The sequence below is a fragment of the Motilibacter deserti genome (assembly GCF_011250635.1).
Lineage (GTDB): Bacteria > Actinomycetota > Actinomycetes > Motilibacterales > Motilibacteraceae > Motilibacter_A > Motilibacter_A deserti.
The window spans coordinates 421,201-434,786 of sequence record NZ_JAANNP010000001.1; the positions used below are offsets into that span (position 1 = coordinate 421,201).

At 74.7% G+C, this 13,586-nt stretch carries 14 protein-coding genes; 7 read left to right on the forward strand and 7 right to left on the reverse strand.

The genetic code is table 11. The features are described 5' to 3' along the window. Positions 1-197 precede the first annotated feature (197 nt). Entirely contained in the window at positions 198-644 is a 447-nt protein-coding gene (locus G9H71_RS01970) for a hypothetical protein (RefSeq protein ID WP_166276990.1), read from the forward strand. Positions 645-669: 25 nt separating this feature from the next. On the opposite strand, the gene G9H71_RS01975 is transcribed toward G9H71_RS01970, so the two are convergent. The 4 genes from G9H71_RS01975 to G9H71_RS01990 form a co-directional block, all read right to left on the reverse strand. Continuing rightward, on the reverse strand, positions 670-1,077 hold the full coding sequence (locus tag G9H71_RS01975) for a hypothetical protein (protein ID WP_231133983.1): 408 nt from the start codon (positions 1,075-1,077) through the stop codon (positions 670-672). Positions 1,078-1,316: 239 nt separating this feature from the next. Then, positions 1,317-2,270, reverse strand: a complete 954-nt coding sequence (locus tag G9H71_RS01980; protein WP_166276996.1) for a VWA domain-containing protein — start codon at positions 2,268-2,270, stop codon at positions 1,317-1,319. Further along, on the reverse strand, positions 2,267-3,289 hold the full coding sequence (locus G9H71_RS01985; RefSeq protein WP_166276998.1) for a DUF58 domain-containing protein: 1,023 nt from the start codon (positions 3,287-3,289) through the stop codon (positions 2,267-2,269). Before G9H71_RS01985 ends, G9H71_RS01980 begins: the two co-directional genes overlap by 4 nt. Beyond that, entirely contained in the window at positions 3,286-4,374 is a 1,089-nt protein-coding gene (locus tag G9H71_RS01990) for an AAA family ATPase (protein ID WP_166277001.1), read from the reverse strand. The genes G9H71_RS01985 and G9H71_RS01990 overlap by 4 nt, the downstream gene beginning before the upstream one ends. Positions 4,375-4,676: 302 nt before the next feature. Between G9H71_RS01990 and G9H71_RS01995 the strand changes: the two genes are divergently transcribed. From G9H71_RS01995 to G9H71_RS02010, 4 genes are all read left to right on the forward strand, one after another. After that, the gene (locus tag G9H71_RS01995; RefSeq protein WP_166277004.1) at positions 4,677-5,387 is read left to right on the forward strand and encodes a response regulator transcription factor; all 711 of its coding nucleotides are present in this window, start codon (positions 4,677-4,679) and stop codon (positions 5,385-5,387) included. A 3-nt stretch (positions 5,388-5,390) separates the two neighbouring features. Further along, positions 5,391-6,644 (forward strand): sensor histidine kinase, encoded by a 1,254-nt coding sequence (locus tag G9H71_RS02000; protein WP_166277008.1) that lies wholly within the window; start codon positions 5,391-5,393, stop codon positions 6,642-6,644. 85 nt (positions 6,645-6,729) lie between these two features. Then, positions 6,730-7,809: a Gfo/Idh/MocA family protein gene (locus G9H71_RS02005; RefSeq protein WP_166277011.1), complete on the forward strand. Its 1,080-nt coding sequence runs from the start codon at positions 6,730-6,732 to the stop codon at positions 7,807-7,809. A 194-nt stretch (positions 7,810-8,003) separates the two neighbouring features. After that, positions 8,004-9,404 (forward strand): right-handed parallel beta-helix repeat-containing protein, encoded by a 1,401-nt coding sequence (locus tag G9H71_RS02010; RefSeq protein ID WP_166277016.1) that lies wholly within the window; start codon positions 8,004-8,006, stop codon positions 9,402-9,404. Positions 9,405-9,468: 64 nt separating this feature from the next. On the opposite strand, the gene G9H71_RS02015 is transcribed toward G9H71_RS02010, so the two are convergent. Then, the gene (locus G9H71_RS02015; RefSeq protein ID WP_331272683.1) at positions 9,469-10,791 is read right to left on the reverse strand and encodes a sensor domain-containing phosphodiesterase; all 1,323 of its coding nucleotides are present in this window, start codon (positions 10,789-10,791) and stop codon (positions 9,469-9,471) included. Between the two features lie 128 nt (positions 10,792-10,919). On the opposite strand from G9H71_RS02015, the gene G9H71_RS02020 reads away from it, so the two are divergent. Beyond that, a complete protein-coding gene (locus G9H71_RS02020; RefSeq protein WP_166277019.1) occupies positions 10,920-11,585 on the forward strand; it encodes a PilZ domain-containing protein in 666 nt (221 codons plus the stop codon). Positions 11,586-11,712: 127 nt separating this feature from the next. Here the strand turns inward: G9H71_RS02020 and G9H71_RS02025 are convergent, their stop codons facing one another. Then, entirely contained in the window at positions 11,713-12,096 is a 384-nt protein-coding gene (locus tag G9H71_RS02025) for a VOC family protein (RefSeq protein ID WP_166277022.1), read from the reverse strand. A gap of 71 nt (positions 12,097-12,167) precedes the next feature. Then, the gene (locus G9H71_RS02030; RefSeq protein WP_166277025.1) at positions 12,168-12,413 is read right to left on the reverse strand and encodes a hypothetical protein; all 246 of its coding nucleotides are present in this window, start codon (positions 12,411-12,413) and stop codon (positions 12,168-12,170) included. A gap of 195 nt (positions 12,414-12,608) precedes the next feature. Here G9H71_RS02030 and G9H71_RS02035 point away from each other — a divergent pair, with 195 nt between their 5' ends. Beyond that, positions 12,609-13,580, forward strand: coding sequence for an ABC transporter ATP-binding protein (locus G9H71_RS02035; RefSeq protein WP_166277028.1), 972 nt, complete (start codon positions 12,609-12,611; stop codon positions 13,578-13,580). The last annotated feature ends 6 nt before the right edge of the window (positions 13,581-13,586 follow it).

Here is a 13,586-nt window from a genome sequence, read left to right on the forward strand (position 1 = left end):
CTCGGTCGAACGGGCATGGCGGCGTGCGCCTAGGACCCCTCCGTCCCCCATTGTGCCCGCATCCGCTCGCGATCACCAGCCCCCGTCCGCAGAACGGCCTGCGCCCGGGCTCGGGTCAGCCCGCGTACGCGCCGACAACGGGCAGGGGCGGGCCGTCGCGAGGGCGGCCGTCGCCCGCCGAGCGGACGGAGGACGAGGTGCACGAGGCAGCTGCCGCGACGGAAGGCCCGCTCGAGGACGCCGGACTGGTGGCGGAGGTGATCCGACCGGCAGCGATCCTGCCCGCGGGCGCCGCTCGCGGCGTGCTTGTCGAGATCGCTGGGCGGTCGGTGGCGCGCGGCGGGCTGTGGCACTGCGAGCCGACGCTGTGGAGCCGCTACGACCGGCCGTGGAACACGGCAACAGATCCAGGCCCCGCGCGGCTGGTCGGCACGCTGCAGGTCGCGCACGGCACTCCGAGCAGGTTCGAGACGACGGTGTATCGCGTCAGCGTCACCGTGCACGGGACCGAGCTCGGCTGGAGCGTCTCCTCGCTGTGCGACGAGACCCTCGGTTTTGGCGGCACCGACCTCGCCAGCTGCCCGCGGGCAGCCCTGGTGGCCGCCCGGCGAGTGCCGGGCGGCGCAGGGACGACGGGCGCCTAGCGCGCCGCAGGCGTCAGCAGGGCGGTCAGGTCGCGGCCGGCGGCTCGGGGTCGGCCCCACCGGACCGGCCGGCCCGCGACGCCGCCATCCGAAGCGCCACGCCGGTCGCGACGGCACCGAGGCCGAGCGCGCCCGCCGGCACGATGGACGCGCCGGTGCGCGGCAGCGTGTCCGGCAGCGCCTCCGAGGTCGGGCTCGAGGTCGGGCTGTCGCTCGGCTCGAGGGAGGTCGGCTCCGGCTCCGGCGTCACCGTGTCCGAGGGGACGACCTCGGGCGGAACCGTGTCGGTGGGCGACGGCTGCGGGGTCTGGGACGGCGTCGGAGTGCTCGACGGCAGCGGCTGCTCGGGCGTGAACGGCCCGGGGCTCGCGGCGGCGGCGGACGAGGCGTCGAGCACGGTCACCGAGATGGCCGGAACGACCCACGCCCCCACGCCTAGCGCCGTGCCGGCCGTCATCAGTCGGCGTCGGGAAAGCGTCGTTGCGTCCCGCTCAGGGCCTTGCTGGGTCATGAGCCCCCTCCTCGGTGGTGAGTGGCGCATTATTCCACTAAGCGGGCACGAATAGCCATCATCCGTCCACAGCCTGTGCGCCACGCGGTGTCGCGTTCCCGAGGAGCTGCGCGCAGGGCGAGCCGCGACGATCTTCGAGGACAGCTCCGAGCGGGTTCCCGCTACGGCAGCCGCGCAAACCACCGGAGGGACGCTCCCGCGGCCGCGAGCGCGGCCAGCAGGCCGAGCCCCACGAACCACGCCCCGACCTCCCGACGCTCCGTGCGGTAGCCCACCGACCCGCTGATGTTGCGGTAGACCTCGGTCAGCTGGTCCTCGGACTCGGCCGTGTAACCGCGGCCCCCCGTCGCCCGGGCCAGCTCCGCGAGCGACTCGCGGTCCACCGGGACAGGAACCGGCCGTCCCTCGACGAGCACGATCCCGTCGTCAGTGCCGTAGGCGATGGTCGAGACCGGGACGGACTCCTCGAGCGCTGCCTGGGCGGCCTCCTCCAGGCTCCGCCCGACGGTGTTCGACCCGTCGGAGAGCAGCACCACGCGGGCGGGCGGGCGCGCTCCGCCGGTGCCCGCTCGCGAGTTCGTCGCCTGGATGCTGGCCAGCGAGGCGAAGACCGCCTCGCCGATCGCGGTGCTCGGGCCGAGCTGGAGCGCATCGACGCCCGCTCGGACCGCGTCATGGTCCTGGGTCGGGGAGACGACGACGTTGGCCGCGCCGCTGAACGCCACCAGCCCCACGTCGAAGGAGTCGGGCAGCCCCGCGACGAACGACGAGGCCGCCCGCTTCGCCGCCGTGAACCGGTCCGGCTCGACGTCCTCGGCCTGCATCGACAACGACACGTCGACCGCGACGAGGATGGTCGCCCGCTCTCGCGGGACCCGGACGCTGGCCTCGGGCCGGGCGAAGCCGACGACGAGCAGCACCAGCATGAGCAGGAACGCGACCGCAGGCACGTGCCGGCGCCACCCGGGCCGCTCCGGGGCCACCCGGTCGAGCAGGTCGAGGTTGGTGAAACGGACGGCGTACTCGGTGCGCCGCCGCTGAGCGGCGAGGTAGGCGGCGACGAGCGCCGCGACACCGAGCAGGAGGAGCAGCCGTTCGGGGGCGAGGAAGCTCACGTACCGCTCTCCACGAGTGTCGGGTGGTCCGCACCGGCGCCCGCGCGAGCCGGCCGCGCGTAGGCGGCCCCGCGCCGGGTCGCGATGGCGAAGCGCGCGACGTCGGCGACCCAGTCCGCGTCGGTCCGCAGCCGTAGGTGGCGGGCCCCGGCCCGGGTCAAGGCCGCCGCCGTCTCCGCGCGCTGGGCAGCGGCCGCGGCGGCGTAGCGCTCGCGCAGCCGCCGGCTGCCGGTCCACACCTCGCGGCGACGGCCCGTCTCGGGGTCCACGAGCGTGAGCAGGCCGACGTCCGGCAGCTCGAGCTCGCGCGGGTCCAGGACCTCGACGGCGACCACGTCGTGCCGGACGGCGAGCCGGCGGACCGCGCGCTCCCACTCCGCGACGTCGGGGTCGAGGAAGTCGCTGACCAGCACGCTGAGCCCCCGCCGCCGGGCCTGGGCCGATGCGCCGGCGACCAGGTCGGCGAGCGACGGGCGCGGGCCCGGCTGCGCCTCGCCGCGCGGCAGCGTGACCAGCCGGGTGAGCAGCGCCAGCAGTGCCTCGCGGCCGGCCCGCGCGGGCCAGCGCAGCTCCTGGGCGTCGGACCGCACGTAGGCGCCGAGCCGGTTGCCCCCGCGCTGGGTGAGGAAGCCGAACGCCGCCACCGCCCCGACGGCGAGGTCGCGCTTCTCGCGCGCGGCCGTCCCGAAGTCCATGCTCGCGCTCGCGTCCAACGCGACGGTCGTGACGAGCTCGTGGTCGGCGAGCAGGTCGCGCACGTGCGGGACGGCGGTGCGCGCCGTGACCGCCCAATCCATCCGGCGTACGTCGTCCTCGCCCGCGCGGTACTCCCGCGACTCGGCCGGCTCGCTGCCTACGCCCGGCAGCAGGCCGAGATGCTCGCCGTGCAGCAGCCCCTCGAGCCGGCGCGTCACGGTCAGCTCGAGCCGGCGCAGCGCCTGCGCCTGGGAGAGCTCGCCGAGCAGCGGCGTGGGGCCGGCAGGGGCAACGGCCGCCCCCGGGACGCGCCGAGCGCTCACGCGCTCTCCAGCCGCACCGTCGGCTCGTCGCCGTCCGCCGGCCCGCGGGCCGGGCCGGGCTGCGGCGCAGACGGTTGCTGGGGCTGCTGGGCCGGGGACTGCTGGGCCGGGGGCTGCTGGGCGGAGACGCGCGGCGGCGGGACGGTGGCCAGCACGCGCTGGACGACGTAGCCCGCCTCGAGCCCGTCGGCCAGGGCGTCGAAGGAGAGCACGAGCCGGTGCGGGAGCACGTCCGGGGCGACGTCGGCGATGTCCCCGGGCAGCACGTACGTCCGCCCCCGCAGCAGCGCGAGCGCGCGCCCGGCCGCGACCAGCCCGAGGCTGGCGCGCGGCGATGCCCCGTAGGCCAGGGCGCCCGCGAGCTCGCCGAGGCCGTACGAGGCCGGCTCCCGCGTCGCGAGGACGAGCCGGACGGCGTACTCGGCGACCGCGTTGTGCACGAAGACGCGGTCCGCCTCCGCCTGCAGCTCCTGCAGCCGCTCCGGCGAGAGGATCTGCGCGGCCTCGGGGGCGTCGACGCTCATTCGCTGGACGATCGCCAGCTCCTCGCCCGCCGTCGGGTACGGCACGAGGATCTTCATCAGGAAGCGGTCGCGCTGCGCCTCGGGCAGCTGGTAGACCCCCTCGCTCTCGATCGGGTTCTGCGTCGCGAGGACGAGGAACGGCGTGGGCACGCGGTAGCTCCGGCCGCCCAGGCTGACCTGCTTCTCGGCCATAACCTCGAGCAGCGCCGACTGGACCTTCGCCGGCGCCCGGTTGATCTCGTCGGCCAGGACGAAGTTGGCGAAGACCGGGCCGAGCTCGACGTCGAAGGTCTCGGTGGACGGGCGGTAGATCCGCGTGCCCACAACGTCGCTCGGGACCAGGTCGGGGGTGAACTGCACGCGGGAGAAGCTGCCGCCGACGACCCGGGCGAGCGTCGACACGGCGAGCGTCTTCGCCACGCCGGGGACGCCCTCGAGCAGGCAGTGGCCGCGGGCCAGCAGCGCGACGAGCATCCGCTCGACCATGCGGTCCTGCCCCACGATGACGCGCTTGACCTCGAAGAGCGCGCGCTCGAGGGTCTCCGGGTGGGACTGCGCCATCGCGCCGTGCCCCTTTCGCTGGGAGTTCGGCCTGCCGGTCCGCCCGTCGTGCCCGTGGGCGGCGACGGCCCCCTCGCCGTCGCACACCGGTCTACCCGATGCGCCCGGCAGGAGACGCCGCGCCCGGCGGAATACGGCTGACCGACACCGCGACGGCAACGCGCCCCGGGCGCCGCCGGTTCCCGCGCCCTGGGTGCCCGCCGAGCCGCAACCGAGCAGCAACGGAGCAGCTGGCAGGCAGCTTGTCGGGCAGCTGTCGGGAAGGCGCTTGCCCCGAGCTCTGGCCACGTACGGTTCCTCGCATGCGACTGCTGGTGGTGGAGGACGAGGAGGACCTGGCCGACGCCCTCCGCTTCGGGCTGACCCGGGCCGGGTTCGCCGTAGACGTGGCGCTGACCGGGGCGCAGGCCGAGGAGCGGCTGGGCGTCAACGCCTACGACGTCGTCGTGCTCGACCTGAACCTCCCCGACACCGACGGCGTCGACCTGTTGCGCCAGCTGCGCTCGGGTGGGTTCGACGGGCCGAGCGGCAGCGACACCCGCGTCCTGCTGCTGACCGCGCGCTCCTCGCTGGACCACCGCGTACGCGGCCTGGACGCCGGCGCCGACGACTACCTGGTCAAGCCGTTCGCGTTCGAGGAGCTGCAGGCGCGGCTGCGGGCGCTGCTGCGCCGCGAGGTCGCAGGCGGCGACGTCGTGCTGCGCTCCGGCCCGGTCGAGCTGGACACCGCGCGCCGGCTGGCCTTCCGCGACGGGCGCGAGCTCAAGCTGACCAACAAGGAGCTCGGCGTCCTGGAGTACCTCCTGCGCCATCCCGGCCACGTGGTGAGCAGCGAGGACCTGCTCGAGCACGTGTGGGACGAGAACGCCGACCCGTTCACGCAGACGGTCCGGGTCACCGTTGGCACGCTGCGCCGGAAGCTGTCGTTGGACGATGAGGAGCAGCTGCTGGAGACCCTCGTCGGACAGGGCTACCGGCTGCGCACCCCCACCGGACCGACTGACGGGGGCTGACGGGTGAGCGACCTCTGGGGCGGGCTCTCGCGCCACGCGCCGATGTGGGCGCGGACGATCCGCTTCCGGCTGACCGTGACGTACTCCGCGCTGCTGTTCGGCCTGGCGACGCTCGTCGTGCTCGTGATCTACCTCGCCGTCCGGCACCAGGTCGAGTCGGCACAGGTGCCGCCGACGGTCAAGCTGACCGACGTCACGCTCTCGGACCTGTCGACCGGGCGGTCCTACAACCTCAGCGAGGTCGCGCTCACCAGCCGCCGCGCGTTCAGCCGCAGCGTCAACGAGCAGACGCTCGACACGCTGCGGCAGTACTCCCTCTCGGCGATCGCGCTGCTGCTCGTCGTCAGCCTCGTCATCGGCTGGTGGCTCTCGGGGCGTCTGCTCGCCCCGGTCGCGCGCATCACGCAGACCGCACGCGAGATCACGGCGACCGACATCTCGCGCCGGATCCGGCTCGACGGCCCCGACGACGAGCTGCGGCGGCTGGCGGACACGATCGACGCGATGCTCGACCGGCTCGACGCGGCCTTCACCGCCCAGCGCCAGATCGTCGACGACGCCTCCCACGAGCTGCGCAACCCGCTGGCGATCATCCGGGCCAACGTCGATGCGGTGCTGTCGCGGTCGGACACCGAGGAGGAGGACCGGACGCGGGCCGTCGCGGTCGTCAGCCGCGCGACGGACCGCATGGCCCGGCTGGTCGACGACCTGCTCGCCTCCGCGCGCCGCGCCGGCCCCGCCTTCATCGAGTCCGACGTGGACCTCGCATCCGTCGGGCGGGAGGCCCTCGACGAGCAGGAGCTCGTGGCCCGCGAGGCCGGCGTCCACCTGCGCTCGGGCCTGGTGGACGGCGTCTCCGTCGTGGGCGACCGCGACGCCCTCCGCCGCGCCCTCGGCAACCTGCTGAGCAACGCCGTCCGCTTCAGCCCGCCCGGCGGAGACGTGCTGCTGGCCGGGGGCCGGCTCGGCGACTGGGCGTGGCTGGCCGTCCGCGACCAAGGGCCGGGGATCGGGCCCGACGACCAGGGGCGGGTGTTCGACCGCTTCTCCCGCATCGTCGGGCGCCGGGCCCGCCACGACGGCCACGCGGGCCTGGGCCTCGCCATCGTGCGCCAGATCGTCGAGAGCCACCGCGGGCGGGTGGCCCTGCAGTCCGAGCCGGGCAGGGGCAGCACGTTCATCCTCTGGCTGCCGGTCCGCGACGCGAGCCTGGACGGCCTGCCCGTCCCGATGGACGTCGACCCCATCCCCCATTGACCGAGCCTCGAGCGCAAGCACCGGCCCGGCCCGCGTACGCCGCCGTGCGCTTGATCGCGCGCGGCCCTGGGTAGCGTCCCCGCCCATGGCACTCCGCTTCGGCGTCGTCGGCACCGGCCACTGGGCGCGCACGACGCACGCCGCCACCCTGGCGCGGCTCGCCGGCGAGGGCACGGTCGCGCTCGGCGGCCTGTGGGGACGTGACCGCGGGCGCACGGCCGCCGCTGCCGAGGCCGTGGGCACCACCGCGTACCCGAGCTTCTCCGCTCTGCTCGCCGACGTAGACGCGGTCACCTTCGCCGTGCCGCCGGACGTGCAAGCCGCGCTGGCGGCCGAGGCGGCCGCGGCCGGGCGGCACGTGCTGCTCGAGAAGCCGGTGGCGGCGGACGTCGAGGCGGCTCGCGCGCTGGAATCGGCCGTCCGCGCGGCCGGGGTGTCGTCCGCGGTCTTCTTCACCCGCCGCTACGACCCCGCGACGTCGGCGTGGCTGGCGGAGGCGTGCGCCGCGGGCGGCTGGACGGGCGGGCACGGCGAGTGGTCCGCACGGGTGGCGGGCGGCCCGTACGCCGAGTCCGCGTGGCGGCGGGAGCTCGGGGCTCTGTGGGACGTGGGCGCGCACGCGCTCGGGCTGATGCTGCCCGTCCTGGGCGACGTCGTCGCGGTGGAGGCTGCAGCCGGCCCCGGTGACACCACGCACCTCGTGCTCCGACACGTCACCGGCGCGTCGAGCACCGTCACGCTGAGCATGACGGTCCCCGAGGCCGCCAAGGCGCAGGAGCTCGTGTTCTACGGGACAAACGGACGTACTCGGATTCCCGAAACCCGCTTCGATGCTTCCGAGTGCTTCGCGAACGCCGTGGTCGGGCTTGCGCGGTCTGCAGACGAAGATGAAGCAGACATCCCAGATGTGCGCTTCGGCCGAAGAGTGGTCGAGGTGCTGGCGGCTGCTTCCACCAGCCGTCTTTCCGCCCATCCCGTGGAGGTGCCGATGGACACGCAGGGCCAAGCCGACGACCGGCTCGCCGAGGTCGAGCGCAAGCTCGCCGAGATGGACGCGAGGTACGGCATCTCACCGGACGTGAAGACCGCGATCGTGCCCGAGGAGGTCGCCGACGAGCGTCGAGCGCTCGTCGAGGAGCGCCGCCGGCTGAGCGGGGAGCAGTAGCCCGCGCCGCTATGCCTCCGGAGAGGCGGACCGCCTTCTCCGGAGGCATTGGGCCGGGCGTGTGAGGCCGGGCACACGGACTAAATGCCCGGGCCCAGAAGGCCGACATCCAGAGGGAACACGGCAGCGCAGCGGGATGCACCGCTCCGCACGGCGCGCCGCTCCTCTGTCTGTCGCCTGAAGGGTTTTTCCTGATGCGCCGCCGCGTCGCTCTGCTCGGTGTCACCGCCGCTCTCGCCCCCGTCACCCTCGCCGCCAGCCTGCTCGCTCCGGGGCTGGCGCAGGCCGCCACGACGGCCTCGCTCGTCGTGGACACGCGCCCGCTGGACAAGGCCACCGTCGCCCCGGTCAGCGTCGCCTCCGTCGTCGGCGAGGGCATCGCCAGCGTCCGCTGGTCCGTGGACAGCGGCGACTACGTGACCGACTCCACCGCACCGTTCACTCTGCCGCTCTCGCTGCAGGCGGGCGAGCACCGGGTCCGCGCCCGGGTCGAGGTCGGTGGCGACGAGACGCGTCTCGACGCGAAGTTCACCGTGTCCAGCAGCACCGCCGCGCCGACGACCCCCGCACCCACCACGTCGGCCCCCGCGCCCACCACGCCGGCCCCCGCGCCGACGACGCCGGCCCCGGTGCCCGCCGCCCCGGCCCCGGTCGTCACCACGCCCGCACCCGCGCTGCCCCCGGTCCCGGCCGGTGCACGGGTCGTCAACGTCTCCACCGCCGACGGCCTCGTCAAGGCGCTCGACGACGCCCGGCCCGGCGACGTCATCGCGCTGGCCGACGGGAAGTACCAGGCCAAGGACCAGCTCGAGGCCGCTGCCGACGGCACCGCCGCCGCCCCGATCACCCTGCGCGGCAGCCGCAAGGCCGTGATCACCACCGGCACCGCGACGAACAAGGGCTACGGCCTGCACGTCACGGGCAACCACTGGCGCATCGAGGGCCTGAAGGTCGACACGGCCAAGAAGGGCATCATCCTCGACAACTCCGTCGGCACCGTGATCTACGGCGTCGAGGTCGCGAACATCGGCCAGGAGGCCGTGCACTTCCGCGACAACTCCTCCGACGGCGCGATCTACAACAGCGACGTGCACGACACCGGCCTGAAGTCCCCGTCGTTCGGCGAGGGCATCTACGTCGGCTCTGCGGTCAGCAACTGGGGCACCTACTCCCACGGCGAGGCCGACCGCTCCGACCGCGTCATCGTCCAGGGCAACCACGTCTGGAACACGACGGCCGAGGGCATCGACGCCAAGGAGGGCACCACCGGCGGCGTCATCCGCGGCAACCGCTTCGACAACGCCGGCTGGTCCGGCGAGAACTCCGCCGACTCCTGGGTCGACGTGAAGGGCAACGGCTGGCTGGTCGAGGGCAACACCGGCAGCGGCACGCTGCTCGACGCCTTCCAGACCCACGTCGTGGCCGGCGGCTGGGGCGAGGGCAACACGTTCACCCGCAACGTCGTCGAGGGTGGCGTCCCCGGCGTCGTCGTCGGGATCTACCCGAAGCCGAGCACGCACGGCAACATCGTCCGCTGCGACAACGTGCCGGCCTCCGCCGCGCAGGCGATCAGCAACATCGGCTGCAGCGGCTGACGCTGCGTTCCCCCGCCCGGGCCGGGTGCCTCCCATGAGGCGCCCGGCCCTTCGCGTGTCCTAGTCAGGCGCGCCGGCGGAACCTGCTCATCAGGGCGCAGGCGGCCGCCACGGCCAGCCCACGGTCGAAGGTGAGCACGTGGTCGAACCGGCGCTCGGCGTCGGGGACGTCGGTGTCGCCGCGGTCCGCAGCGACGAGGGCGGCGCTGAAGTGCGGCCCGATCACGACCAGGTCCCACTCGCGCACGAGCGGGTCGTCCGGAGCGAGCGCCGCGCCGCGTACGCCGGCGGCCGGCGCGTCGGGCATCGCCCCGCCCAGTGCGCCGACGAACGCGGCCCCGCTCGCCATGTCGGAGAAGCGCCGCGCCGAGGCGCCGGAGAAGCGGCGCGCGTGCTGGAACGTCGAGAGGACCACCGCGGCAGGGCCCAGCGCCCGGGCCTGGTCCTCGAGGTGCCGGCTGAGGGCAGCCAGCAGGTGCTTGCTGGACCGCCGGACGGGACGCGCCGCGCTGACGAGGGCGAAGGGGCTCGCCGCAGGAGGTGAGTACGCGCCGCGGGAGGCCAGCACTGCCTCGTCCGGCGGCGGTGGGGGGTCTGCCGGGAGCCGGCCCGGCCGCCCCAGGCCGAAGCCCTGCCCGAACCGGGCACCCATGGCGAGCGCCTCGGCGCGGTGGGCCGGCGTCTCGATGCCCTCGGCGAGGACGACGGCGCCCGTCCGCTCGGCGTGCGCGTTGACCGCGGTCAGGATGGCGGCGGTCTCGACGGTGGGCCGGTCCTGCACGAGGCGCAGGTCGAGCTTGATCACATCGGGGTCGAGCAGCGGCATCACCGCGAGCGACGCCGGGTCCGCCCCGATGTCGTCCAGGGCGATGCCCCACCCGCGTGCCCGCGTCCGCAGCACCAGGTCGAAGAGGGCCGACGGGGACGAGACGACCGCCCGCTCGGTGATCTCGAGAACGACCGACAGCCGCGCGAGGGCCTGCTCCGGAAGGGCCTCGAGGACGTCCGGAGCGTCGCCCAGCCCTTCGGGCTCCACGTTGACGAACAGCAACCGCCCGTCGAGTGCGCCCCCGTCGAGCGCGCCCTCGACCGCCCGGCGCTGGCACCATCCGTCGAGCCGGGCCACCTGGCCGGTCCGCCGCGCGAGCCCGAAGAGCGCCGCCGGCAGCTCGAGCCCGGTGCCGGCCGGACCGCGGGCCAGCGCCTCGTAGCCGACGACATCCCCGTTCTCCAGGTTCAATACAGGCTGGTAGACCGGCTGCACCGCACCCGTCTCCAGCAGGTCGCGGAAGGCCGGCATCTGCGTGGTGCTCTCCGACAACTCCGCCGTCACGGCGCCACCCCCGTTCGCAGCGCCCGCCTCGTACCCCTCACTGATCGCGTCCACGCGCCGCGTCCTCCGGAAGATCGACCGGAGCGACTGCGCGTACGCCGGCGAATACGCCGCGTTGGTTCGGGGAAGGTCGCACGCGTCGAGGGACCGGCGCATCGCGCTGCGGACGGAAGGCGGGGGCGATGGACGCGACAGGGACGACGACGGCCGGCCCAGGAGCTCCCGAGCAAGGGGCGGCCCTGCCCGGCTCGGACGTACCCGAGCCCGGGGCGCCCGTGACGCTGCTGCCGACGGGGCGGGCGGACCTGCTGACCGGGCGCCTCGTCACGTGGTCCGCCGACTCGGGCCTGACGGCGGTCGACGCCGTCGCCGACGTGAGCCCGCACGGCGCGGAAGGCATCTGCGGTGAGCAGGTCTGGGCGAGCGTTCGGACCGCCGCGACCAACAGCCTGCTCGCGCTGACCGCGACGGCCGCACCCGCCGACGGCCCGCACCAGGTACGCCTCTGCGGGCGCGTGCTCGCGCGCGAGCCGCGCCGGGACGCCGTACGCGCGCCGGCGCAGCTGCACGTGACGCTGACCGTGGGCAGTGGCGCCTTCCCCGAGTGCGCCGGGCACACGCTCGACGTGTCGCGGACGGGCTGCCGCGTCGCGCTCGACCTGACCGACCAGCTGCGCCCCGGCCAGCCTGTGCGCGCGGCGATCACGCTGCACGGGTCGGCATTCACGGTCGCGACCCGGGTCGAGCGCGTCGAGCCCTCGGGCCGGGTCGTCGCCCTACGCTTCCTCGACGTGCCGGGCGAGGCCGCCGAGGCACTCGACCGGCTCGCCTTCCAGTCGCTGCGCTGACCCGGCCCCGGCAGCCTCGCCCTGGCGCTCCCGGGAGGCCAGGGCGAGGCCGGAGCCGTGCCGGCGCGATCGGCGACGGCCCACGGACCAGAGCGGCCGGGGCCACCGCCGCGTACGAGCAATTCGCTCAGCGCTGGTCGCGTCGCAGCGGGTGATCAGCAGGGACCTCGACGAGCACGACCTCCACGCCGTCGGGGTCGCTGACCCGCAGCTCGACCAGGCCCCACGGCTGCACCCGCGGGCCGTCGAGCACGTGCGCACCCGCGGCGAGCAGGCGCTCGTGCTCGGCGCGCACGTCCCGGACCTGCAGCCAGAGAGCCATTCCCGCCGGCGGCGCCGTCGCGTGCCCGGACACCTCGAGCAGCGCCTGGCCGGCGAAGAACACGACGCCCGGGTCGTCGGGAGGGCCGAACTCACGGTAGACCGCGAGCCCCAGCACGTCCCGGTAGAACGCCCGGGTACGCGCGGGGTCCGACGGCCGGAGCAGGACCCGGCTGCTGAGCACGTCCACGGCGCCATCGTGCCGCTCGCGCGGACCGTGCGGCAGCCCGTCCGGCGGGAGAAGGAGCAGGCTCGCTCAGGTCACCGCACGGCGCTGAGCACGTCGGCCCCGTTGAAGCGGTCGAGCGAGCGGAGCTGGTCCGCGCGCGCGAGCGCCTCCTCGGCGAGCTCGTAGGCCGCGGCCGCTGCCGCGGCGTACCGCTGGGACGCCTCACCCGTGGTGCTGGCCGCCATCTCGCGCAGCGCCTCCCCCTGTCGCTCGAGCCGGGTGGCTTCGAGCTCGACCAGGTCGGCACGTCGAGCACAGGCCTCGCTTCTGGACCTCATGCCGCGGACGCTACCCCGCACGCAGCGTGTTCAGTCCACCACGAAGGGGTGATAAGGCGCGCTTTGTCGTCCGCATCGTCAACTTCACTTCGCAGGCACAACAGCGAACGACCGCCACCAGGCATGACAGATGTCAGGGCCGGGACGTGACGAGGAGCAGCGGCGCCCGGCCCCGCCGCGCGCCACCGTCGAGGCATGCAGACAGCAGCTCGTACGCCCGGGCCGGCGCCCGCCACGCGCCCCGCCACCGACACAACTACGGACGCAGCCACCGCTGCCCTCACACTCACCGGTGTCACCAAGCGCTTCGGCGCGGTCAGGGCCGTCGACGGGCTCGACCTCACCGTCCCGGCTGGCGCGGTCGTCGCCTTCCTCGGGCCGAACGGCGCCGGGAAGACGACGACGATCGACATGCTCCTCGGGCTGGCCCGGCCGGACACCGGCACCGTGTCCGTCTGCGGGCTCTCGCCCGCAGAGGCGGTAGCCCGCGGCCGGGTCGCGGCGGTCATGCAGACGGGCGGCCTGCTCCGCGACCTCACCGTCCGCGAGACGGTGCAGCTGACCGCGTCGCTCTTCGCCGCGTCCCGCCCCGTGGACGAGGTCCTGACGCGCGCGGGGATCGCCGACATCGGCGGGCGTCGGGTCGGCAAGTGCTCCGGCGGCCAGCAGCAGCGGCTCCGCTTCGCCATGGCGCTGCTGCCCGACCCCGACCTGCTCATCCTCGACGAGCCGACCACCGGCATGGACGTCGAGGGCCGCCGGGAGTTCTGGGCGGCGATCCGCGAGGACGCCTCCCGCGGGCGGACCATCCTGTTCGCGACGCACTACCTCGACGAGGCGGACGCGTACGCCGACCGCGTCGTGCTGCTGCGCGCCGGCCGGGTGATCGCGGACGGGACCGCAGCGGCCATCAAGGCCACCGCGTCCGGCCGGCTCGTACGCGCCGTGCTCCCCGGCGCGCAACTGCCCGCCCTCGCGGCCCTGCCCGGCGTGCAGTCCGCCGAGGCCCACGGCGACACCGTCCTGCTGCGGACGACCTCCTCCGACGCGGTCGCCCGCCACCTGCTCACCCGCACCCCCGCCCACGACGTCGAGATCGTCGCTCACGGCCTCGAGGAGGCCTTCGTCGCACTGACGTCGACCCGACCCACGAAGGACTTTGCGTAATGGACG